This is a genomic window from Pseudomonas ceruminis (genome assembly GCF_021602025.1).
GTDB lineage: Bacteria > Pseudomonadota > Gammaproteobacteria > Pseudomonadales > Pseudomonadaceae > Aquipseudomonas > Aquipseudomonas ceruminis.
On the sequence record NZ_BQHW01000020.1, the window covers coordinates 56,104 to 79,550 of the forward strand.

Genomic DNA, 23,447 nt, shown 5'->3' on the forward strand with positions numbered 1-23,447 from the left:
GCTAGTGCGCCTTTTCAACTGGCTCTGCCTGCGGGTTGCCCTCCAGGCCTTCCAAGCCTACTCAACCACCACATATGGCGAACAGTGAAATGGCAGCTTCGAAAGCGACGCTCAAAGGGGATAGAACATCCACCCCTCAAAAAAAACTCAATGTCAGGGCTATCGACCCCGACTCAAAAGTATTCTTTTGCTCCGACGGGAATGAACATTACCTCGGGGCATGTTTTGTATCTGACGCCCTGACAGGCGCCAGCTCCTCGACCGTCGACAAGCTTCAGTCTGCCCTGAGCATGAACTTCGCGGCAGGCACCTACATTCAGATCGCAATGCTTGAAAGCCCCGATGTCGGCGAATACATCGATGCCTATTTGAACAGCAAGCCAGCGCTGAACCCGATTCTCAAGGCTCTCTCACGCCAGCACGCCAACCTGATTAACGGTGGCGTTGATAATCCGCTGGTTCAGCGGAGTGGTGTGATGCTGAATCGTCAGCGCGTCATCGTGACCGTGAAGTTCCCTTGCCGCACCGATAGCCCCGATGACGCAGACATCGCGGCGACGAAAGAATCGGCCGACCGGGTCACGGAAGCGCTCAAAGCAGCGTCGCTGAATCTGTTCCAGCTCGATGCAGTTGGCTATCTGGTGCTCATGCGAATCCTCACGAAGCTGTGGGATGCTCCTCGGTCGCACTACGATGAAGATCAACTGATCAAGGACCAGGTCTACTACCCTGGCGACTCCATCAACTACGATGACCCGTCGACCATCAATTTCAATGACGGCGCCCACTATGCGAAAGCGCTGAGTGTCAAACACTTCCCTCAGAAAACCAGCCTCGCAATCATGAACCACATGATCGGCGACCCGAACGGGCTTTCGAACCAGATCACCGACCCGTACTACATGGTGCTGACCATCCACTACCCTGACCAGGTCGTGAAGAAGGACGAAGTCAAGCAAACGTCCTCGATCATCAACCACCAGGTCTTTGGGCCCACAGCTCACCTGATACCCATCCTCAGCTACAAGAAAAAGGGCATCGACACCCTGGTTCATGAGATCGACGGCAAGGGTGCGATCATCGTTGAGGTGAACTTTACGATTTTCCTGTTCTCGCGTGACAAGCAGCGCCTGAACAAGTTGTCCGCGGGCCTGCAGGCTTACTACACCTCTCTGGCTTTCGAGCTCCGGGAAGACAGGCGCATCCTTGAAGCTCTCTGGAACAACCTGCTGCCACTCAATACGTCCAATGAAGGCGTCAAGAACCTCTATCGCTTCCATACGATGGCAGTGCGACATGCCTGTCAGTTCCTACCGATACTCGGCGAATGGACAGGTAGCGGCATGGGTGGGGCAATGCTGCTGCTCACGCGCCGTGGCCAGCCTGCTTTGGTTGATCTGTACGAGTCGAGTACCAACTACAGCGGGATCATTTTTGCTGAGGCCGGCGCTGGCAAGTCGTTCTTCACACAGAAAATCGCCGCCGACTACCTCGCTGCAGGCGCAAAATTGTGGGTGATCGACGCCGGCCGGAGTTACCTGAAGCTGTGCAAGATGGTTGGTGGCGAATTCATCGAGTTCAAGCCTGAGTCGGATGTATGCCTGAACCCGTTCACGCATGTTGAAGACTTGCACGAGGAAATGGACATCCTCAAAGCCACCATCGCCAAAATGGCCGCACCGGAGGACACGCTTAACGATTACCAGCTGTCCCGTGTCGAGCAGGCCATTACCAGTACCTGGGAGAAGTTCGGCAACGCCGCAAATATCACCGCTGTTGCAGACTGGTTCATCAATCAATCGGATGACGAAGAGTGCCGGCGCTTGGGCCGCCAGCTGTTCCCGTTTGCCGGTGGTCAGTACACCAAATGGTTCGATGGTGAGAACAACCTGGACATGAGCAACGCGTTCATCTGCATGGAGCTGAGCGATCTGAAGGGGCGCCCAGCTCTTCAGCAGGTGGTCCTCCTGCAGTTGATCTCGCGCATCAACCACGACATGTACAAGGCGCAGCTGGGTGAGCGAGGCCGGAAGAAAATCCTCATCGTCGATGAGGCCTGGGAGATGCTCGACGATCCAATGATGGCCAAGGCCATGGTTGCTGCTTACCGCAAAGCGCGGAAAGAAGATGGTGCGGTGCTGGTAGTAACGCAGGCTATTGGCGACGTCTATGCGTCGAAAAACACCGAGGCAATCGCCGCAAACTCGGCCTGGCAGTTCATCCTGCAGCAGAAGTCCGAATCGATCGACTCGGCCATCGACAGCAAGCAGTTCAAGATCGAACCTTACGGGGCTCACATGCTGAAGACGGTACACACCATGCCCGGCAAGTACAGCGAGATTATGGTCAAGCGTAGCGAAACCGATTGGGGCATCGTGCGCCTTGTTGTGGATGAGTTCCACAACGTGACGTTCTCCTCGAAAGGGGCAGCCCGCAACGAGATTCTTGATGATCTTGACCGTGGGGTCGATGCGGTAGAGGCAGTGAACAATTACATGGCCCGCCAGAGCTCTGCGGCGTAATCAGGCCAGCAAGCAGTCAGCACCTGCACCATCACCACCACTGCAATAAAAAGCCCGGCCATGCGCCGGGCTTTTTATTGCGGCAAACTGATACTGTGGTCGTAGTGCTACGTGTTATGATTGCAAAAATAACTGCGCATTGAGCGCTACCTCTTTCCACCGCTACTAGGGAACGCCACGATGACTGATACAGCGAATAGCCAACAACAACAGCCAGGGGAGCAAATCCGCCCTGATGATGACCAGGTAAGGACTAAGCCAGCACAGGGTGGCAAAGCCCAGCAAGCACCTGCAGGGGTTTCCTTTCTGACATGCGCCTTCGTGGCTCTCGCTGTATCCGGCTTCACCAGCTTCATGGCTTATCACTTCGCCGGGCAGAACCTCAGTTCGGGAGCACAGGTAGTGCTGGTTGATGGCACCAAGCTCGCCAATGCGCAGATGAAGCGTACTCTCGATAAGGCCGGCTTAAGCCCTGAGCAAGCGCAAGCCGACGGCCTTGCATTCGTGACAGAACTTCAAAATGTACTGAAGGGGTACACAGATTCAGGGGTGCTGGTGATCAACTCATCGGTAGCCCTAAACGCACCCGCGGGGCTGAACGTTACCGGCCAGGTTGCACAGCACCTTGGCCTTGAGCTGGAGTGATCGCATGAACTCTAAAGCACTGGCGTCTCGACTGGTGTCCCCGCTCAAAACCCTTCGGACAGACAAAGCACGGCTTCGATTTCTTCGAAACTCGCTCATAGGTATCGCCGCTGCGTTCATCGTTGCAATTGCGGCCGTTACGACGTTTCGCCAGGACTACCGGATCGGTGTTGATCTTGCGTCAGTCCGTTGCCTGCCCTGGCGCCTGTACATGATCACTTATGGCCAGCCTGCTGACCTCAAACGGGGTGATTTCGTCGCATTCGTGCCGAAAGGCGGCCTCATGGGCGAGCACTTCGAAGGGAAGACCGTTGGAAAGATGGTCGCAGGCCTCCCGGGTGACAAGCTGGTCGTGAAGAACAACGTCGCCTACATCGGCGATCGACTGATCGGTGAGCTGGACCTTATCGAAAAGCTGGGCAAGAAGTCCGGCGATTTCGACCGTGTCATGACAGTACCGGCCGGCAAGATTCTGGTCATTGGGACTGAGCCAAGGAGCTATGACGGCCGCTACTGGGGCTTCCTAGATTCGAAGCTGATCATTGGCAAGGTAGGGCCCATCATCTGATGAAAGCTCCATTCGAACGACTCAAGCGTATGCGTACGCGTGAAGGATTACTAAAAAACATTCTAGTATCGGCGCTATTGTCTATCGCCGCCTTGCCCAGTGTTGTCTATGCGGATGTCGACAGCGGATCTCCGAGGTTCATCGAGCGCAAAGCTGAGGGGTGGTTTTTCTACAAAGATCCAAAAGAGACTGCACCGCCTCCGCCATTAATCCGTCAAGAGCCCAAAGCTCCCAGCGAAAAACCTGACTCCAAAGAACCGACAGTTCACCCGTTTTCTGTTTCGTGGCTGCGCGAAAACATGCCGAAGCTGTTGGACGCCGCGATCGACGACCCTAGCAAGGAAAACGTTGAGGCGTATCTCTACGCGCAGCGCGTGGCCATGGACAAGTCCCAGCGCTATGCAGAGATGACAACCCGTGTTGTGGCCGCCGATCCATTCCTGGACGAGAACAACCGAGTCCCTATCGCAACTTACACGAAACCATTCTTCCTGAGGAATGCTCAGGCCGGTGTAACTGAGGCACTAAAACATGTCGCGACCGTGGGCGGCTTGTGGGTTTTCTTCGATTCGAAGTGTGAATTCTGCCGACCTCAAGTGAACACCGTTCAGAAACTGGCCAAGGAGTATGGATTTGTCACGAAATTCATTTCCATGGATGGCAAACCTCTACCGAATGTAACGGAATTTGAGAAAAACACCGGGCAAGCGAGCATTCTGAACCTGCGCATCACGCCAACTACAGTTCTCGTTGTTCCTCCGAACAACTACTACATCGTATCGCAAGGGATGATGGCCCAAGACCAGCTCGCAGAGCGGATCATCATTGCAGCTGACAGCAACAATCTATTGCCGAAAGACATTGCACAGAAAATCAATACATATGATCGAGGCGTCTTGACCAACGAAGACACTCAAAAGGGTGCGAGTGATGATCCAAAGCAGTGGGTTAAATACCTGAAGGACAAACTGGAAGGCCGCTACGAAGGGGGGCAACAATAATGCGGAATATATTGAAACAGCTGGTATCGTTATTACTGGTGGCAACACTTACCATGGTTTCAGCACCTGCATCAGCTGGACTTGCTGATGCGCTTGACGGCATGTTCATGTCGAACAGCACCAGCGCGGGCGCCTTCACAAGCCAAAGCCGCGGCGGCATGGTAGGCGGTGGCGCAGCCCTTCGAAGCCCGGTTCGTAACATTAACCTGGTTGCTTTCGACCCGCCTCGATTCTCGGCCGGTTGCGGCGGGATTGATATGTTCGCGGGGTCATTCTCGTTCATCAACGCAGACGCCCTGGTTGCATTGTTCCGCCAAATCGCAGCGAACGCTGTTGGGGTTGCGTTCAAAGCCGCCATTGACGCTATCAACCCGGCTCTGGGCAAGCTGATGCAGGACTTCCAGAATAAGCTGCAAGCCCTGAACCAGATGATGAAGAACACATGCGCTGTGGCGAACTCCATCGTCAAGTCGTTCACAGATCCATCAGCTCGAAAAGAGATGGTTGACCAGGCATCGACGGCGGCCTCGGCAGCAACTGGCTCCTTCTCTGATCTGTTCGCTGGTTTGACAGATCTATTCAGCTCTCCGAACAGCAGTTCTGACAAAGGCACCAATGACGGAAGCTGCGAGGAGTGCGGCAACCCTGTTTGGAAAGCCCTTACCGACACCTCATCAGGCCAATACCTGGGTAACCCCGACACTGGCGAAGCTGACAGCAATCTCGCTAACGAAGTTGTGATGAGCATGATTGGCGCAGTAGTTATGACTGCGCCGGACAGCTCCTCGAAAAACTCTGACGGTTCTGAAAAGCCTAAGGTTGGTCAAATTTATAGCCCAACCTTGACACTGATGAATTTCAAAAACGGCTCAAGCTCCAACAGTACGCCGCTTAAACTCCTGCATTGCGACAACGGGTACGACCGCAACAAGTGCACTAGCATCAACCCCAATAAGACATTGAGCTTTGATGGCACCTTGGGCTACACCAACAAAATGCTGTTCGGCTACGCACAAGGCGCGACAAGTGGTACAGCTAGCACTTCGATTGTAGGCAAGCTTACAAACTGCACCAGTAACTCTTGCGACTTCACTGCAGCACAAAAACAGTTCATCAACTCTGTCAAAACACCTGCGCTTGCCTTGATTAGAAAGGTACAGCAATTCCCTGGGGCAATTCAGGGTGTTGCGGAACAAATGGCGCCAATCATCGCAAATGAACTGGCCCTGAAATATGGTGAGGCTGCTCTGTATGCAGCGAACCAGACATTCAACGGAGTTAAAGGCATCAAACCTGACTTTGTTGACCAGAACATTAACAAGCTCGTTCAGGAGCTCGCAGCCATCAGGGCGGAGGACGCAAACTTCCAACCAAGGGTTGTTGCTACCGAGCAGTGGATTAAGATGATTTTAACCAGCAACCCAGCGATCTTTGTTAAGCCGGGCCTCTAGGGATATATTATGGACTTCACTGTATTTGTACTAGGTGATGTTTCGACTTTTTACAATACGCTCAACAGCGTAGCGATGATATTCAACGCCAAGGGTTTCATGACTGGCGTGTACCTCGTTGGTGGGTTCATTGCGCTGATCTCAGGAATTATGTTTGTAATTCAGAAAGGCGCTTCGGAACAGTTCATCCCTGCAAACGGACCTGTGGGTGGCCTGTTTGGCTTCGCCATGATGGTTGCGTGTTGCACCATTAAGGCCGATGTGAAGATCGAGGATATCTACACAGGGACGGTCAACAAGGTTGATAACGTCCCCCTTGTAATCGCGGCACCAGCCAGCTTGTTCACAACGACAATGTACGGACTGTTTGAAAAAATCAACACAGCCTACCAAAGCACCTCAGGGAGTTACATGGCCGTCACTCAGAATGGCTTTGTCACTCCGTTGAAACTGCTTCTTACACTGCGCAAGGGTGTGGAGAATGTTGACCCGTACCTTGTGGCCAGCTTGAAACAATACATTATCGACTGTGTTCCTGGCTCAACGACATTCAGCATTGCGGATTTCCAAAAATCCACAAATATTGTTTCTTATGTATTAGGCCATTCCCGCGGCACGGGCCTTACCACCTATTGGGATAACGTCAATATTGGAGGCTCCGCTCTTTCTTGCCAGGAAGCACAGACCAAGATAGCACTCAAGGTTGATGCGTTCCCATCCTCCGCAGCCGCGAAACAAATGATCAATGCCGGCATGAAGGTTAAGAGCCCTTCGGGCAGTGCTTACACGCCTGACGATGTTAGTGCTGCAATTACCAACCTGGTGCCTTCGCTGTGGTCTGCCGCTCAAAGCGCTGATGATTTCATGGTGAACGCGCTGTTCTACAACTCTGTAGTAGGGACATACAACTGTCTAGATAGCGTTTCCGATCAAAACAGCTTCAATCTTTGTATGACATCGTTGACTCAGCAAGACGAGCAGTTCCGCTCCGATGCTGCGGCGTCTGGCAGTTTCTTTGCAAAGATCATGACACCGACAATGGTCTTCCTTCAGATTCTCTTCTTCGGCTTCGCGCCCATCGTCATCATTTACAGCCTGTTTAAAGGGGCTGGATCGCTGATGATGTATGTAAAGTTTCTGGGGTTCGGGATATGGACTACTTCCTGGCTGCCATTTTCCGCTGTGATTCAGATGTACATCCAAAACGATGTCGCAGAGAAACTGACTGAGTTCACAGAAGCTGGCCTAGTACCGAGCAACATGAAGGCGGTCTATTACGATGTTCTTGCAACTAGGCTGGGTATCGCATCGGATATGCTGGCCGCCACACCACTCATTTCTGCAGCAATGCTTGGCTTGACTGCTTACGGCATGGTAAGCCTTGCCAGCCGCTGGTCGGGGCGCGACCACAATGACGAGAAACTTCAGTCTCCTGATCTTGTAAAAAATGGGGCACATGTCGATGTGGCAAGCCGTAACCAGTACCAGTCAGAACATTCCGGCAGTGTAAATAACGGTCTGTCACTCAATGGCGCCAACTGGAACACGGCGGATCTAAAAAACACGCTAAGCACTTCCACCCAGAGTGCCTTCGGTTCCGACCATTCTAAGCGCAGCGAGAGCTCCTCAGCTGTCGAGGCCTCACTGCGCCAAATGTCCTCCTACAAATCCGGTGACAGCTGGACAGATCAGCGCATGCAATCGCTCGATCGCCAGCACAGCAATATTTCCCAGCAGGCGATGAAGCTGGGGGATAGCATTGGTCAGGCCTTGGGGTTCACTGGGAAGGAGATGAATTCCTTCAAAGAGGCGTTCGACGCGAAGGTGGGTTTCAGCGGTATCTTCGGCGGTGTTTCTGCTGGCATTCAGAACGCCACTGGGAAAGATATGACCAAGTCTCAGGCCTCAACCATTGCATCCCAGTTTGGTTCAGAGATCTCCAAAAATGAAAGTGACATGTCCGGGTGGAAGGCCTCAGTTGCTGATACGTTCTCTCATAGCACTGGCAGAGAAGCCGCAACTGAAAACGCCTTGGGTCGACGTCTGAGTGCAACCACCGCCGACACCCAATCGTCGTTCAATCGCTTCCAGCAAGCTACATCAGCGGAGGCCGGCGTTTCCGCAAACGCGAAGATCAGTGAGGAGACCACCGGCGGGAATCTCACCCGATCGCAGCAGGGGATGCAGGCGCTCAATCAGGCAATCGCCGGGCTCAGCGATTCGCAGCGCAGTGAATTCAACAAGAAATTCCCCGAGCTTGAAACCCGCTATGCCCAGCAATCCACTGGCATGGTTGGCGCTCGTGAGTCAGCCCAGCTGTGGGCCCTCAAGTCCATTGGGGCGGACACAGAGTTCGCGAATGTCATTTCGGCTATGACTGGAAACGTTGTGGGTGGGCCGAGCGAAGGTGATGCGGCCAAATTCCAAGGCGTAGGTGGGCGAGCAGCCCAGGTCAGTGACAACCCAGCCGGTCAGGTTTCTCGCGCTAACATCGGCAACCCGTCGACCAATGTTCCCGGGGTCAATCCGAATCAGGTCGGCCCTACTGGTGCTCCACAACCACAAGAGCTCAGGGAAGTCGCATCTGGAATGGATCCATACCGTTCCTACGAGGACCGCGAGACCTATGTATCGTCGCAAATGCCAAGCAGCCATGCCAAAGCTCAAGAGCAGATGCGGGCGGGTAAAACAGCACTCGAAAATGCGGACACTACCCTTTCCCCTGAGCAGATCCGCGACACAATGTCGGTCAAGCCAATCACGAACACCATGGTCGGCGTAGGCCAGGCCGAGCAGCAATGGGAGCAAGAAAACCCTAAAACTGCGATGGCCGTTACGGCAGCGACTATGTTTGTGCCAGGCGCAGGATGGGGTGGAGCAGCTATCAAAGGGACTCAAGCGACAAGAGCGGTTCTGGCAGCACGCAGCGCTGAAACTGCCTTGAAAGCAGCTGAAGCCGGTACCGAAGTTGCTCAGGCTGCACGCGTGGTCAATGCAGCTGGGCACGAGGTACCTGCGCTGCTTCGTGGCCAAGGCCAGGCTTCGCGGGTCGTGAACGCCGAACATGTGGCAGAAGCTGCTGAAACTGCGAAAGCCGCTGCAGCTACTGCGAAGACTGCTGGCCGCGAGGCCGCAGCCGCCACCAAGCTTGCTGGCAACGTTTCGGTTGTTCCAGGGATGATGATCGCTTCCGATCACATGGCAGACAACTACAATGCTGATGTGGCCGCCAACGGCAAGCCTGAGCGCTTTGAGCCCGGCTCAAGTGTGCGCTCAATGCTCCAGAGTGATGGCGCCACACCTGGCCCTCAAGCACAGAGTGGTCAGCCGCTTGTGACCCCAATGCCGGCGCGCGCCGACGCTCTTGCTCCCCTGGGCGGACACGCAGGCAACTTGATGGCTGCCCCGGGCGAAAATACGCAAGCTGCAGCCCATGGCCAGCCACTGGTCACACCAATTAATGCAAACGCTGAAGCGCCTGCCCCAGCACCAGCTCCAATACGACAGGAGGCGCCCCATGCACAGAGCAGTCAGCCTGTAGCAGCGGCAGCGCTCGCCGGGGGGGAGGGCAACGCACCGATCCGCCAAGACGCTGCACCTGTTCAAGCCAGCCAGCCCGTGGCGGCCGCAGCGCTGACCAGCGCCGAGGCACAGGCACCAATCCGTCAGGACGCTGCACCTGTACAAGCCAGCCAGCCCGTCGCGGCCGCAGCGCTGACCGGCGTCGAGGCTGCACCGATCACAGGTCACGCAGGGGAGCTTAGAGCGGCCCCAGGTGAGGGGCTCATGACCGCGGGGACTAGTCAGAACCTGATGGAGCCCATTGGTCACGCGTCCACCGCCGCTCACACCGGTCAACTCCATATGGGTTCGCAACCAGCCATGGCCGAGTCCCACACTGAACTACAAGCGGGCGAAATGATGACGGCATCGGGTGCTGGTTTGATGACTGCTGGTGCCCAATCGCAGGCTAGCGCTGGGCTCTCAGCAGGTGAGCCACAACTGTCCGGCTCAGATAATGGGTCAGGTAGCCCATACGGTGAAGGCATGATGGGAGCTGCGGATGCTTACGAGTCGCCGTTCAGTGGAGGAGGGAAGCCGGCACCCGTTACGCGAGTGATGACCCTGGAAAACACCGTTGTTACCCCGGAAGACAAGGGTGATGACGACGCCAAGCCGCCGACGACGAGAGGGGGCAAAAGCTAACTACAGCTGAAAAAGAAAGCCCGACTATGCCGGGCTTTCTTTTTTGTAACGCTGCCCGCCTTCGGACTGTACAGCTCTTCTTTGTAGATAGGATCCCTGGCACCGGGCTGGCCGCCAAAATGCAAAACCCCCGTGGGTACGGGGGTTTCCTGTTTTGACAATCTTTCCTGGCAGAACCAACCGTGGGCTGGGTTATTGCTCCAGCATCACCTTGGAAATCATGCCGTTGGCCAGGTTCATGTAGAGCGCACTATCGCCGGAAACATCGTCAGGTGTGATCACGTACTTCCCATTGATGACCATGGAAGGTGTGGCATCAACTCCATATGTGAGGAGCTTGGCAAAAGCCTTCTCCAGCCGCTGCTGAGTGACGTTGTGCCAGGCTTCGTTGAACCCCTGAACGTTCGAGATCGCTACAGCTTTCGTCCATGTATCAGGGCTCTCCATCGGCATGCCATTCTGCTGGATCAACGTATAGGCCGCCGACATGAATGCGTCGAGTCGGGCTGGATCTGCATCCTGGACAGCAAAAAATGCACGAGCAGCAATGTAATTGGCTTTGTCGGGGACCGCTACGGGAAGGAACTCAGCGGACCAGCCAGGCGGCATCGTTTTGGCCCACCGAGCCAAGGTCTGATCGTATGAAGCACAGACTGGACACGCAAAGGAAAAGAACACGATGACCTTGTGACTGTCTTCAGCCTGGGCCGCAACCTCTCTATACGGCAGCGACGGCAGCGACTCCTGTGCTAAGGAGAGGACTGGAGTTGCCAGCAGGGCTGCCATAGCCATCCGCGCAATAAACTTCTTCATATAAACTTTCCTTGCTGATGAGGTTCTGCTCGATGAGCATGTCGAAGATTGACTCTTGATTTCGCTCAGTGCGCCACAGCTCGACAGTATCCTTCAGTGCCCTGAAGTTGATTTTCCGGGTCGCGGCCAACTCATTCAAAAATTCCACCGCCCCCTCGGTGTAACCAAGAGCGTTCACCACGTCATCTTGTGACACAAGCGCCAGATCAATGAGGGCTTGCCCGAACTTTTTGACCTTGCCTTCAATCGTACACCGCAGCTGAAGTTCAGCTGCCTGATTTGCCTGCGTAAAGGTAATGAGGCCCTGAGCGATTAGAACATCACCGATGCGCCTAACCGCTGGCTTCACAGAATCATCTTTAATTAAGGTCCGTACCCGTCCCAAGGTTGTCAAGCCATCAGTTACCATCCGCACAGCGGATTGGCCTAATGTGTCGAATTGGCTCTGCCGTGCAGCAGCGTTCAACACAGCCATCTCTCCACCGCCACCGATAATGGCTGCACGCACTGATCTGTCTGATCTAATAAGCTCAATGATGGGGCATTTACCTGAAAACGAATCTTTCGAAGGCGCAAATGGAATATTGCCTGTGACAGGCGGCAGCCCATTCTTTTTCAACCACATGCGCTCTACGTCATTAATAGGTAGCCATTCGTGTTCTATATCAGTCCGAAGAGTCTGCACAAGTCGCTGAGCAATCACACCAATGAGTACAGACGCAAGTGTTTGGGCATCGACCCCAAGATCAACGATGCGAGGTACAGCTTGTGCTGCACTATTGGAGTGCAATGTGGCAAAGACCAAGTGGCCGGTGTTTGCAGCCTGAATGGCAATCTGTGCGGTTTCCTGGTCACGAATCTCACCAATCAGAATAACGTCCGGATCCTGACGCAACAGGGCCCGTAGACCCAATGCGAAACTGAGCTGGGGCGTTACGTTGATTTGGACAAAGCCCTTAACTACATACTCAACCGGATGCTCGATAGTACAGATGTTGAGCGTACCGTCGTTGATGGCATTGAGTGCTGCGTACAGTGTCGTGGTTTTACCTGAGCCGGTTGGGCCGGTGACAAGGATCAGCCCTTGAGGTTCGTTGATCATCTCGCGGAATGCGTGCTCGACCAGAGGCGGCATTCGAATTCGGTCAAGGCTCATCGACGCGTTTTCTTGGTCGAGCAACCGGCATACGATTTTTTGCCCATTGTGACTTGGAACCAAGCTCACACGGACCTCCAACTCCAGTCCCGGGTATCGCAATCCGATACGACCATCGAGGGGGATTTGATGCTGCGAGAGGTCCATGGTGGCCCGCGATCGAATTTTCGTATCGATCATTTTTCCCATAGCAGGCTCTACAGTTTCAAAATGCCTCAGCTGACCGTCTTGCCGTAGCTGAATATGCACGTGACCTTGAACCCACTGGAAGTGAATGTCCGGGACTTTATTCTCGGCGGCCATCCTGAACAAGTCGTTCAAATAGGTTGCCGCCGGTTTATCTGCCGGGGAGTTGTAAATAAAAAGATCTGGTTCCTTTGCCACAGTCAGCTCCTATTTAGCCTGGCCGGTAGTGCAGTTGAGTTCTGGGCCATAGAACAAGCGCGAAATGAAACTTTGCACGGATTTATCAGCCGCAATGCTCCAAATCAACAAGTCAATACGCGAATCTGTACTAAGGTAGTTCGTACCTGCCCAACGAACTGCATCAAAAACAACTCGGACCGGTAAAGCGCCACGCTCGACGCGTTCACACGGTTCCTCCGGGGATACCGTGTACAAAATCCAGCCAAATAGAAGAACAGCAAAAAAACTGCTGAATAGCTGTTTCATTTACAAACCACCGTAGTTATTCATGACTTTCTGAATGTAAATCCGCTGACTTTTCTCATTAGGGCTGTTGTATGCGCCAACCGCTTTCCAAACATGGCCGTGTGAAGCGATGTTACTTGCTAGGATCCAGGCGCCGACATTCGCGCTAACACAGCGATCTAACAGCTCCTTCTCACCAATACCGTATTTCGATAGCTTTGGAAGCCAAGAGGAATTGATCTGCATCAATCCGATATCCCAGGTCCCATCGCTATTTTTTTGGCTCACTACGTCTGCTTTGCCCGGTCGGTTCTCGGTGACCTGAATGGCGCGGAGTAGCTTCTCGCTGACCCTATATCGCGCAGCCGCCTCGGCGAAGCAGTCCGCGTGGGAGGTCGTAGGAAGCCAGGCCAATGCACCTATCAGGAGAAAAGGGAGGGATAGTTTTTTCATGCGCTAGAGAATACATTACGCGTACCAATAAACAAGGTGTATCCGCTAATGCATTCACTGAATCGACTGCCGATCCTGTTGGCGCTCCCTCTAGCGTTCGTGAGCCTCACCTGTGCTGCAAGCAGCGCCCAAGACACGTCAGCAGCTGCATACTTCAGCAACGAAGCAGCAGCAGGGGGCGCCGACCTCCCAGACATCTCCACTGCTATGAAGGGCCTCCTTTCAACCGCCCGGGAGGGTGGCGAAGTACTTCGGACTTGGGCAGCCTACAAAGCTGGGGACAAAGCTGCACTGCCGAAGCTCTTCGAGCTCGCCCAAGGCGGGAATAGCCGAGCACAGAACGTAGTGGGCTATCTGCTGGATCACGGTGAAGGGGTCAAAAAAGACAGCGCCGCCGCTGCAGCATATTTCTCTGCCGCCAGCTCTGACTACCCCCTTGCTCGGTACAACCTGGCAGTACTTACTTTGCTTGGCCGCGGTGTACCGAAGGACGAGACCAAGGCGATGGAGATGTTTGAGTCGTCAGTAAAGGACGCGTCTGTCGATCTTGCAGCTGTCCGCCTGTCGCTCTACTACCTCAACAAAGGCGACCATGACAAAGCCTGGACATGGGCAAATGAGGGCGCCAACCGTGGCAACGTGACAGCCTACTACCTACTTGGGCGGATGCTCTACGAACGCGGGGGGTACCAAGAGGCATACAACTGGCTGACGAAGGCAGCGCAAGCAAGCGAACCGAATGCACCCGCCATCCTCTCTGCGATGTACAAAAATGGCCAGGGGATGAATCAAAACGTGAAGATGGCCGCATCCTGGTGGATGATCTACGTCGGTCTGAACAAGGGAAAACCGGGCATGAACTCAGCGGGAATGTCGTCCTTCGGACTGACCGCCAAAGAACAGAATGACGCAACCAGCTTCGCAACCAACTGGCTATTGACACACAAACACATGAAGCGTCCTGACTACGACGCCACGCTGCTCCAGGCCAACAGAAACGACAAGTCGTGAGTCCATACGTACAGAGCTGTAGATAGCAGACCTAGCCCCACTATCGGCCACGAGATGAGGGCTATCCGCCAGTCTGCCCTCGATGGCCAGCAGTGCAAGACAATGGGACCTGCGAGAATCCACCAGGCCAGGTCCTCAAAAGCCAGTCCCCCTACCTGATTCGTGGTGCGCCATGAGGCGAGCGCATAGAGGACTGGCAGAGCTAACAAGGGTGCAAGAGCGGTAGCCCAAGCATTCGCCCATGTCAGGCGCTCGAACTCCACGGACCCAAGGATAATTTGATTTCCTTCTCGCCGAGGTATCAGGGTCATTCCAATGGGCCTAGCCCTTGTGAGGTAGCCCACCGCGAAATGGAAGAGTTCATGGCTGAAAACACCAACCGCCCTGAGCAGAGACGCTGCAAGGGATCGAGGTGGCAGCATTCGCACGACAAATGCCATCACAAGCATTGGCACCAGGTAACCCCCAGGGCTTGCCAGCAAAAAATTCTCCAGAGCACTGTATCGCTCCATAACCATCCATCATCCCTCGCGCTAATGAAATCCCATGAAAAGCGCTTTCAATACTGACAGTATTATGCTTATGTGTCATGCGCAGACGATGTACGCAACCATGTGTCATGCGATCGGCGTTTCTAAATTTCGACAATGCTCAGGCCGATCTGACATTGAATCAAGTGCGGTACATGAAGAGGCCAAGCAATCTCAACCGGGCCGTGGGCAGGGGTAGCGGATTGGTACGAGATGGCCTGTTGGGTCCGCATTGTCGCAGTCATGCTGGAAAGGAAGTCCTCACCATCCAGCATCCGATAGCAAGGTGAATGGGATGAAAAAAGGAAAACAACGGGTGCTAACTCTGGCGGGGTTATTGGCCGTAGCCGTTGGTGCTTTAGCCGACCCGCACTCGGAAGGTACCGAACTTGGAAAATCAACTTTAGGTAAACTCTCCTCTAATGTGACTTCAGCTAACGCTAAATCGATGCCTTTTTACACTGACACACCATCGCAATCCTCTCAATTTGGCAGCAGCTCACTTTTCACTGTTGGTACAAGCCGCATCAATAGTTGTAAAACTGAAGCTGACGGCCCTGATGCGATCGCGAATCAAGAGTGTGATGCAGTAAACTTCCTAGCAAAGAACCCATATGAACGCGTTAAAGTTGATGTCGACGAAAATGATCCGATAATCAGTGGCATTGGCGAAATCATCAATAATGCAAAACCCGATGAGATCACTGAGAGCTGCGGCACGAAGACGACTACTACGCCAGACATTTACTCAACAGAAGTGTGCAACGAGTACAACCTCAGCGATCAAAAAATCTGTTCAATGGGCCAGGTTGTGGACGTTGACACAAAGGCCAACTTCCAATGCAATGTCACCCAGAACGCACTAGAAACGGTATCGTGCGACAAGTACCTTGTGCTGTCCTGCCAACCCCCAATCGCAGGCTGCACAGGATCAGGCATCGCCGTAAACTCCGCAACGATCAGTAATGGCGCCTATCAGTTTACTCTGGTCGGCTCTGCCCTGACGATCGTCAATAACGTCACGGCCATCAATGAAGTGACAGAAGCAGACTTTAACTTTTCCATCGCAGGGCTTGACCGTGTCGATGAGTTCTTCATCAACGCCATACATTCCGACAACTATGTAGGCATTGCAGTCAATGGCATCTTTATTGGTGTACACGGCCGTGCATTTGGAGGCTGGAACGCGAATGCCACTAAGCTGGTTCAAGACACCAATTACAGCCCTCCTCATGCTCGGTGGAGTGACAATCCCGCCGACCACTACAAAGCAGAGACTGGCAATAATCTCAAAACAAGCGAGCATATCGACTTGATTCCATATTTGCGAGAAGGCTCGAACGTTATAAATATTAAAGTTCTCAATGGTAAAGGCCCAGGCTATGGGATGGTTTATATCACAGCGCACCAACAGTGCCCTCCAGAATGCGAGGAAACTTGGGTTGATCAGTGCTCATCGTATGAACAACGTTCGCTATAAACCCTCACCACTGAACTACCCCGCGTATCAGCGCATGTAACCCGACCAAACGTATGCTTATGAATCAGAAGCCCGCAGATCATCTGAACTGAGGGCTTCTTTGAGCGTAACCGGCGCCAGATCACTTGCGGATACGTTCCCGATGGCTAGTGGCGTTCAGCCGGCCTCCAATCTGCCAGATTGATTTCGATACCAAAGTGCCTTACATTTACGTGTAAAATACTGTCAGTATCCGGGAAGCCGAAATGCATTTCAGAGCCAAGCTGTTGTCCCTGTGCACCTCCTTCATCGTCCTCGCCGCCGCCCCATTCGCAGCGCACGCCGACACCTCAAAAGAAATTCTGATCGAAGCTGTGAAATCCGGACATGCATCCGCTGAGCTAACCGGTGACCAGGCTGACGTCTGGATGGCTCAAACCCATTCCCGTGAACCGATCATGGTGGAAGCCAAAGTCGTAGAGCAGTTGAAGCAGCCAGGCTGTGCTCGCGTAGCCATTCAGTTCACCCAGCAGATGGTACCGAAAGTCAATGGGGGGTCCGGACCACTTGAAGTTGGCTGGGGGATGAACGTCTGTGAGGACGGAGCGCCACCGGCAGACCCGAGTTTGTTCACTCAAGAACCGCAATCGGCGACCAAGGTCAACAAGGTCCAGTCCAAATGAAATCCAGAATCAATGGCCTGCTGACCTTGGCCGCGGCTCTCGTGCTGTCAACCACAGTTGTGGCTGATCCACACTCTGAGGGGACAGAGCTCGGCAAGGCAAACCTCAGTAAACTTTCCTCCAACGTGAGCTCATCCAATGCGAAGGCGATGCCTTTCTACACAGACACGCCATCGCAGTCTTCACAGTTCGGCAGCACATCACTATTCAACGTCGGTACCGCACGGATAAACACGTGCAAGACAGAGCCAGACGGCCCCGACCAGATCGCGAACCAAGAATGCGATGCTGTCAACTTCTTGGCAAAGAATCCCTACGAACGAGTCAAAGTTGATGTCGACGAGAACGACCCGATCATCAGCGGGATCGGTGAAATCATCAACAATGCCAAGCCAGGCGATATCACTGAAAACTGCGGTACCAAAACCACAACCACCCCGGACATCTACTCGACGGAGGTATGCAACGAGTACAACTTGAGCGAAGCAAAATATTGCTCAATGGGTCAAGTCGTTGATGTCGACACAAAGGCAAATTTTCAGTGCAATGTGACACACAACGCTATCGAGAACGTCACGTGTGACCGTTACCTCACCATGGCCTGCGAGCCGCCTATTGTAGGATGCGACAACGGAGGTATTGTGCCAGGAACCACACAATCCGACATGTACACTTCCTGGAAGCTGGCCAACTCTAACGGTACCTATGCGCTTCAGTTCGGCTCCATCGGTGACAACTACTGGCGCGATGGTATTTATCCGCGTTCGCTTGAGTTCGAAGTCAAAGACCCGACAATGCTCACCGAGTTTACGCTCGCATCCGTGTACTACGACGACTACATCCTGATCAAAATCAACGGTACTTATTTGTTCAGTGGTCCTTATGGCGGTACTGAGCTGTCCCTTTTCAGCAACGGCAAAGTTAACATCGGTGATGGAGTACAGCGCAACCGGGAGCTTGGTAAAAGCTGGGGGGCGAAACCAAACATCAATCTGATTCCTTACCTGGTGGCTGGTGTCAACAAGCTTGAAACGATCACAGCTGTAGGTGGCGGAGGCGAAACTTACATCACAATGTACGCTCGGATGCTGTGCAACGGCCCCTGCACCGAAACATGGACTGATCAATGTAGCGCGCTGAATGCTCGCGCTCAGTAGGGGTTATAACGGATGAGTATTAGAAACGTTTGGAAGAAACTGATTCCGCTAATGGTGTTAGTTTTTTTTGCAACCTTCTCCCATGCGGCTGACTGCCGTAAAACAGGGGAAACATGCGTAGAGGGCGCCGAAACCCGAAATATTGCGGGCAACTTAATCTACAAGGCTTGTTGGCGATATAGATCTACATACGAATGCGTGAAGCCTGACTCTGTTGATTATTGTGCCGCCATTTCGAAGGTCGCTGGCTGTTATCAAACCTCAACATCCTGCATTTCCACCGCTTGGAACGGCACGTGCCTGGTCGAGCAGCGAACTTATCGTTGCGACAATCCGGCCACACCAAAGCCGTCCGACACCATACAGTTGGACGACACCCATACGATTATCCGCGACGAGCTCGACACCAGCCAGTGCGACCCACTCGCTACAAACCCGCTGTGCTATATCGCGTCGCACACGTGCGTTGAGGGACCGGAAACCCGGGTCATCAACGGGTTGCCGGTCTATAAGGCATGCTGGAAATACAAGGACGACTATTCCTGCATCAACCCTGACAAAAAGAACGACTGCCAGCAATACGAGGACAAGGGCTGTAAGAAAATCGACCAGACGTGCATCGAGAGTACCGATCCGATCGGCTGCGTTATGTCCCAGATCACCTATAGTTGTATTACCAAAAAGGGTGAGACGACCACCACCGAGGATTGCAGCACGAAAGTCTCCTGCTACGAGGGTGTCTGCTGGGACACCAGCTATCCATCTGATAGCGATTTCGCCAAAGCTGTTGCAGCTAAAGAGGCAGCTCGTGAAGCCGGTGTGTATGGTTCGGACGGCGAACTGTTTGGCGGTGAAGATGAATCCTGCCGAAAAGGGTACGGTGGTATTAAAAACTGCTGCGGTAAAAGTAGCGGAGCTGAAACCAACTTCTCCATTATGGGCCAGGCAGTCTCTACTGTCGGAGGAGGCCTAGCTAGCTATGGCTCGAAATACATGTATGACTTTGCGTACAACAACGTCGAGTGGGTAAAACAAGGTGCTTCTGCTTTGGGGGCGGCGGCGCCATCTGCGCCAACACTTAGCTTCAGTGTCTACGGCTTGAGCTATGCCGTCGGTGGAACCATCCCTGCCACAGGTATGCTTGGTGGCCCTGTTTATGGCCTTGGCGGCGGCTTTTACTTCGACCCGTACAGCTTTGCGATTGCTGTCGCAATTCAAGTAGTAATGGAGCTCAAGTCCTGCGAGCCAGAGGAGCAGCAACTTGGGATGCATCGTGGCGCAAACCTGTGTCACCTGGTCGGTAGCTACTGCTCTAAAAAAGTCTTTGGTGCATGCCTCGAAACCACTGAGGCGTACTGCTGCTACAACTCTGTGCTTGCAAAAATCATCAACGAACAGGGCAAGCCACAGATAGGGAAGGGCTGGGGAACACCCGAAAGCCCTAGTTGTGGCGGATTTACAGTGGAGGAGTTCCAGCAAATTGACTTCTCAGCACTCGACCTCTCCGAGTTCGTAGATGATGTCATGAATGCAACCGTTCTTCCTGAGGTCAAAAACATTCAGGATGACATCTCACAAAAAGCCAGCGACAACACATACAACTAAAACGGAAACCCTCTAGAGCCCCGCAAATTAGCGGGGCTTTTTTTTGGCTGGGTGTGTCCGGGCAACCGATTAATACACGGCCTTGTGAAGGAAAAGAGAATGGGGCTTAAGAGATGATTTACACGGACCTATAACTGCCAATCAGTTTTTTTCGCCGCCGTTTACAAACCCGTGTGGCACATCCCGTGAGTGTAAAGCTAACCCAAGACCCATTCAGGATTGGATCACACCGTCTCGGCCGTCGCCGTCCTGTGCTCTTTCTAATTCGCACTATTAAAGCGAACAACTGACTTAAGGATAAAAATTATGAATAAAATTATCGCATCTCTGCTGATCGTCACTACTGCTGCAATGTCTGGTTGCGCCTCGAACATGACGAACCGGGATTACTCCCAAGCAACTGCCATGCAGAAGATGAAGGTTGAACTCGGTGTCGTCGACTCTGTTCGTGATGTCAAAATCAATGGGAAGCCCTCGCCAATCGGCGGCATGGCTGGTGGTGCCTTGGGCGCTATCGCCGGCAGCAATGGCGGTGGTGGTCTGGGACAACTGGCCGTGATGGTCGTCGCAGGTGCAGTTGGCGCCGCCATTGGTGCTGCGGTCGACAAAAAAGCCCACGATGCTGATGGGGTCGAGATCACCGTTAAAATGACCAGTGACGGTAGCTTGCAGGCGGTCACCCAGGCAAAAGATCCAGCTGAAACCTTCGCCCCTGGTGATTCGGTTCGCTTGATCACAGGCCAAACCGGCGACTCTCGGGTCAGCCACTAATGTTCCACCCAGCCCTAGACGACATCATTCGTCTAGGGCTTTTTTGTGCCGGCACCGGAACCAAGCGAGTGCTATTTGATTCTCTTGAGTTATAGTTACGCGTGACTATTCATATTCGATCATCAACCGCGAAATCAGATTATGCATGACATAGGCCGCCTCACACGCCTGGGGTTCACATCGCTGCCCGAGTGCCTTCTGACGGTACCGAAGGAATACAGGGATTTTCACGACCCCATTGTGGTGCTTCCCTTGCCTGACACTGGCGAAGCCTCGTACATGGCGCTCACCCTAATCGAGCGATCGATCTACGATCGCACCGGTGCGCCCTTGCAAGAGGCCAAAGGGGCGTTCCGCGGATTCGTCAAAGTGGTCGACGGGCGAGGTCAGCGTCTGCACATCAGCTTGATTGGTAAGCCTTCGATCGAACCCTGGATGGCGTACGACTTTGGCGCGACGGTGCACACCTACGGCGAGGTGGTCACCTATGAGGGCCGTCCCTCCATGTCCAACCCAATGGTCATACCCCCTGCGATGATTGGACGGGTGATGCCCGTCTATCAGGGAAAGCAGAATCAGGTGAGTGCTGAAGTTCTTGGTGAGGCCATCACCGCAGCGATGGCACACATCAACGAGGCAGCCTGCCTGCTCCTAGAACAGGCCCTGATGCACGAAGATGACTTCCGGAAGCTGACAGGCCTTGTCGACCCTGCTGACTTGCTGCGTAACCTGCACACGCCTTTGTCAGTGCGTGAGGGAGACGAGGCGGTGAGGATTGCCAAGGCCGTATGCATACAGGCGCTTGTTAATCGCGTTGAGGCTCATCGCAACCGACCAGCAGTGAAAGGAGCCCTCCTCCGAATCGACCGAGTCCAGGTTGCTGATTTAATCAGGCGTGCTCCTTTCTCGCCGTCTGCCGACCAGCTTCAAGCCATCGACGAGATCGTGTCAGACCTCAGGTCGCCCTATCCGATGCAGCGTGTCCTGTCGGGTGATGTCAGTACGGGCAAGTCATTCACGTTCATGGTTCCAGCTGCGGCAAGCTACCTCGCGGGGGCAAAGGTTGCCATCATCGCGCCCGGGCAAATCTTGGCGCAGCAACTGGCGGCCGAGTTGAGCAGCCTCTTCTACGAAATCCCCGTTGTCACTGTTGTCGGTCCGGTGGGCAAGACCAATATTGACCTGTCTGCGGGAATCGTTGTCGGCACCACTGCTGTGCTTTCTGCCGCCAAAAAAGCGGGGATAGTCTTCGACCTGGTCATCGCTGACGAGCAGCAACGATTCTCTGTGGCGCAACGGCAGAAGCTCATCGCGCCCCATACCAACTTCCTTGAATCAACGGCAACCGCGATTCCCAGAACGGTTGCACTGGTCAAGCTCGGAGGCCTGCCAATCTCAATTCTGAGGACCACGCCGGTACCGCGGGAGATCGTAACAAGGATCATCACGCACAACGCTAGGCAGAAGTTGCATGATCTCGTTATGCAGATCATCAAGCAGGGCGGACAAGCAGCGTTCGTCTATCCCGTCGTCAATGGTGAGGCTGAAACTCGCAATGCCGTGGAAGCCGCCTACGAGCGATTCAGGAGGAGCTTGGGAGACGACGTAGGCCGGGTCCATGGGGGAATGACGGATGACGAAAAGACTGACGTCATAAACAAGATGAAGGCCGGGCAACTGAAACTTTTGGTCGCCTCCACTGTGATCGAGGTAGGCGTTACCTTCCCCGGTCTGACTTTGCTAGTTGCAGTGAGCCCCGAGCACTTTGGTGTGGCTCAGTTGCACCAGCTCCGTGGTCGGGTAGCTCGTAAGGGGGGGCGTGGGTTTTTCATCATGTATCTGCCGAGCCCCATCAAACAGTCAGCGTCATCGCGCTTGCGACTTTTGACAGCCTGCAATGATGGGTTCGTGCTCGCCGAGAAAGATGCGGAGAGTCGCGGCTATGGTGATCTGAGCCTAGAGGGTGAAAAGCAATCTGGTGCCAATCGACCGTTGTTCTTCGGTTTACGGCTAAGTCATGGTGAAATCATGGCTGGCGCAGTCAAAGCGGGCCTCATACCGGCTCAGGAATAGGACAGGGGGACAAATTGGCCGCGAAATCAACACCGCTCGCTGTCAAGGTAGCGATTTACCAGCGACTACTCTCCGGGGACATAGCCCGCGACGTCGGCCGCATGTATGTCATCAGTATGCCAACCGTTTTGAAGTACGCTAATGATGCGGTTGCGGAGCTGCGCCTGCTTGAAGCGGTCGAGAGCTCTCCCATCCTGGTGGGCTTCTTAAGCCGCACCGTTAAAATCCAGTGCTACCAGTATGTGGATGACGAGGTAGTACGAGACCTGATGGCCCCGATCCTGGAGCCCTACCTGGGCCAGGCTGAGAAAATCAACTTCGCAAGCCGGGAGAGCGCTGATCAGCCATTGTCGACCCGCGTAAGCCGTACAACTGAAGAAGATTTTCAAGCGATCGTAGCTGAGATGTCGCAGTCATCCCACCCAGGCCTTACATCGTCGGCACTCCTACGTGACATTGTTGAGGACTACATTGCCCGGTACAAAGCCAACGGCCGGCCCCTACCACCCACCTTGGTCCACCAATCACAGACGCCGGCGCCAGTTGAGCCTGCAGCCCCAGCCCTCGATGGCAAAGCTCTCATGAAGGACCTGCAGTGCGCTCTTCGTGAGCAATTGCAAAAGCATGGTATCGAACTGCCACAGGGTGACGATTGATTTTCTAATCACGTGTCAAGCATTCCCCTTCGTAAG

18 protein-coding genes are annotated in these 23,447 nt (G+C 53.9%); 14 read left to right on the forward strand and 4 right to left on the reverse strand.

The features are described 5' to 3' along the window. Nucleotides 1-89: 89 nt before the first annotated feature. The 6 genes from traC to L6D80_RS21270 all read left to right on the forward strand — a co-directional run bounded on the left by traC (nt 90) and on the right by L6D80_RS21270 (nt 10,393). Complete coding sequence (traC, locus tag L6D80_RS21245; protein WP_054893906.1) at nt 90-2,522, forward strand: type IV secretion system protein TraC; 2,433 nt, start codon at nt 90-92, stop codon at nt 2,520-2,522. Nucleotides 2,523-2,702: 180 nt separating this feature from the next. Then, nucleotides 2,703-3,167, forward strand: a complete 465-nt coding sequence (locus L6D80_RS21250; protein ID WP_023383792.1) for a hypothetical protein — start codon at nt 2,703-2,705, stop codon at nt 3,165-3,167. A 4-nt stretch (nt 3,168-3,171) separates the two neighbouring features. After that, nucleotides 3,172-3,735: a S26 family signal peptidase gene (locus tag L6D80_RS21255; RefSeq protein ID WP_041925802.1), complete on the forward strand. Its 564-nt coding sequence runs from the start codon at nt 3,172-3,174 to the stop codon at nt 3,733-3,735. A gap of 29 nt (nt 3,736-3,764) precedes the next feature. After that, the gene (traF, locus tag L6D80_RS21260) at nt 3,765-4,736 is read left to right on the forward strand and encodes a conjugal transfer protein TraF (protein WP_082412208.1); all 972 of its coding nucleotides are present in this window, start codon (nt 3,765-3,767) and stop codon (nt 4,734-4,736) included. 11 nt (nt 4,737-4,747) lie between these two features. Then, on the forward strand, nt 4,748-6,187 hold the full coding sequence (locus L6D80_RS21265; RefSeq protein ID WP_224459420.1) for a conjugal transfer protein TraH: 1,440 nt from the start codon (nt 4,748-4,750) through the stop codon (nt 6,185-6,187). Between the two features lie 9 nt (nt 6,188-6,196). Then, the gene (locus L6D80_RS21270; protein WP_023383796.1) at nt 6,197-10,393 is read left to right on the forward strand and encodes a conjugal transfer protein TraG N-terminal domain-containing protein; all 4,197 of its coding nucleotides are present in this window, start codon (nt 6,197-6,199) and stop codon (nt 10,391-10,393) included. A gap of 192 nt (nt 10,394-10,585) precedes the next feature. Here the strand turns inward: L6D80_RS21270 and L6D80_RS21275 are convergent, their stop codons facing one another. The 4 genes from L6D80_RS21275 to L6D80_RS21290 are packed head-to-tail and all read right to left on the reverse strand — an operon-like array spanning nt 10,586 to nt 13,466. After that, nucleotides 10,586-11,206 (reverse strand): thiol:disulfide interchange protein DsbA/DsbL, encoded by a 621-nt coding sequence (locus L6D80_RS21275; RefSeq protein ID WP_224459421.1) that lies wholly within the window; start codon nt 11,204-11,206, stop codon nt 10,586-10,588. Next, a complete protein-coding gene (locus L6D80_RS21280; RefSeq protein WP_023383798.1) occupies nt 11,112-12,746 on the reverse strand; it encodes a GspE/PulE family protein in 1,635 nt (544 codons plus the stop codon). The genes L6D80_RS21275 and L6D80_RS21280 overlap by 95 nt, the downstream gene beginning before the upstream one ends. Before the next feature lie 9 nt (nt 12,747-12,755). After that, nucleotides 12,756-13,034: a hypothetical protein gene (locus L6D80_RS21285; protein ID WP_023383799.1), complete on the reverse strand. Its 279-nt coding sequence runs from the start codon at nt 13,032-13,034 to the stop codon at nt 12,756-12,758. After that, entirely contained in the window at nt 13,035-13,466 is a 432-nt protein-coding gene (locus tag L6D80_RS21290) for a lytic transglycosylase domain-containing protein (RefSeq protein WP_023383800.1), read from the reverse strand. Between the two features lie 48 nt (nt 13,467-13,514). Between L6D80_RS21290 and L6D80_RS21295 the strand changes: the two genes are divergently transcribed. The 8 genes from L6D80_RS21295 to L6D80_RS21330 all read left to right on the forward strand — a co-directional run bounded on the left by L6D80_RS21295 (nt 13,515) and on the right by L6D80_RS21330 (nt 23,411). Then, the gene (locus tag L6D80_RS21295) at nt 13,515-14,477 is read left to right on the forward strand and encodes a tetratricopeptide repeat protein (RefSeq protein WP_023383801.1); all 963 of its coding nucleotides are present in this window, start codon (nt 13,515-13,517) and stop codon (nt 14,475-14,477) included. 825 nt (nt 14,478-15,302) lie between these two features. Next, complete coding sequence (locus L6D80_RS21300; RefSeq protein WP_175442732.1) at nt 15,303-16,487, forward strand: hypothetical protein; 1,185 nt, start codon at nt 15,303-15,305, stop codon at nt 16,485-16,487. A 245-nt stretch (nt 16,488-16,732) separates the two neighbouring features. Further along, nucleotides 16,733-17,149: a hypothetical protein gene (locus tag L6D80_RS21305; protein ID WP_023383803.1), complete on the forward strand. Its 417-nt coding sequence runs from the start codon at nt 16,733-16,735 to the stop codon at nt 17,147-17,149. Continuing rightward, nucleotides 17,146-18,306 carry a hypothetical protein gene (locus tag L6D80_RS21310; protein ID WP_041925803.1) on the forward strand — a complete coding sequence of 387 codons (1,161 nt, stop codon included), beginning with the start codon at nt 17,146-17,148 and terminating at the stop codon, nt 18,304-18,306. The genes L6D80_RS21305 and L6D80_RS21310 overlap by 4 nt, the downstream gene beginning before the upstream one ends. Before the next feature lie 12 nt (nt 18,307-18,318). Next, entirely contained in the window at nt 18,319-19,911 is a 1,593-nt protein-coding gene (locus L6D80_RS21315; RefSeq protein ID WP_218187328.1) for a conjugal transfer protein TraN, read from the forward strand. Nucleotides 19,912-20,217: 306 nt separating this feature from the next. Next, nucleotides 20,218-20,682: a membrane protein gene (locus tag L6D80_RS21320; protein WP_041925804.1), complete on the forward strand. Its 465-nt coding sequence runs from the start codon at nt 20,218-20,220 to the stop codon at nt 20,680-20,682. Between the two features lie 279 nt (nt 20,683-20,961). Continuing rightward, nucleotides 20,962-22,755, forward strand: a complete 1,794-nt coding sequence (locus L6D80_RS21325; protein ID WP_224459422.1) for a helicase-related protein — start codon at nt 20,962-20,964, stop codon at nt 22,753-22,755. A gap of 14 nt (nt 22,756-22,769) precedes the next feature. Then, the gene (locus L6D80_RS21330) at nt 22,770-23,411 is read left to right on the forward strand and encodes a hypothetical protein (RefSeq protein ID WP_023383808.1); all 642 of its coding nucleotides are present in this window, start codon (nt 22,770-22,772) and stop codon (nt 23,409-23,411) included. Nucleotides 23,412-23,447 lie beyond the last annotated feature (36 nt).

Coding starts and splice junctions, on each gene's coding strand:
- traC (WP_054893906.1), top strand. CDS start 90: ATGGCAGCTTCGAAAGCGACGCTCAAAGGGGATAGAACATCCACCCCT.
- L6D80_RS21250 (WP_023383792.1), top strand. CDS start 2,703: ATGACTGATACAGCGAATAGCCAACAACAACAGCCAGGGGAGCAAATC.
- L6D80_RS21255 (WP_041925802.1), top strand. CDS start 3,172: ATGAACTCTAAAGCACTGGCGTCTCGACTGGTGTCCCCGCTCAAAACC.
- traF (WP_082412208.1), top strand. CDS start 3,765: ATGCGTACGCGTGAAGGATTACTAAAAAACATTCTAGTATCGGCGCTA.
- L6D80_RS21270 (WP_023383796.1), top strand. CDS start 6,197: ATGGACTTCACTGTATTTGTACTAGGTGATGTTTCGACTTTTTACAAT.
- L6D80_RS21275 (WP_224459421.1), bottom strand. CDS start 11,206: ATGAAGAAGTTTATTGCGCGGATGGCTATGGCAGCCCTGCTGGCAACT.
- L6D80_RS21285 (WP_023383799.1), bottom strand. CDS start 13,034: ATGAAACAGCTATTCAGCAGTTTTTTTGCTGTTCTTCTATTTGGCTGG.
- L6D80_RS21290 (WP_023383800.1), bottom strand. CDS start 13,466: ATGAAAAAACTATCCCTCCCTTTTCTCCTGATAGGTGCATTGGCCTGG.
- L6D80_RS21295 (WP_023383801.1), top strand. CDS start 13,515: ATGCATTCACTGAATCGACTGCCGATCCTGTTGGCGCTCCCTCTAGCG.
- L6D80_RS21300 (WP_175442732.1), top strand. CDS start 15,303: ATGAAAAAAGGAAAACAACGGGTGCTAACTCTGGCGGGGTTATTGGCC.
- L6D80_RS21305 (WP_023383803.1), top strand. CDS start 16,733: ATGCATTTCAGAGCCAAGCTGTTGTCCCTGTGCACCTCCTTCATCGTC.
- L6D80_RS21310 (WP_041925803.1), top strand. CDS start 17,146: ATGAAATCCAGAATCAATGGCCTGCTGACCTTGGCCGCGGCTCTCGTG.
- L6D80_RS21315 (WP_218187328.1), top strand. CDS start 18,319: ATGAGTATTAGAAACGTTTGGAAGAAACTGATTCCGCTAATGGTGTTA.
- L6D80_RS21320 (WP_041925804.1), top strand. CDS start 20,218: ATGAATAAAATTATCGCATCTCTGCTGATCGTCACTACTGCTGCAATG.
- L6D80_RS21325 (WP_224459422.1), top strand. CDS start 20,962: ATGGCGCTCACCCTAATCGAGCGATCGATCTACGATCGCACCGGTGCG.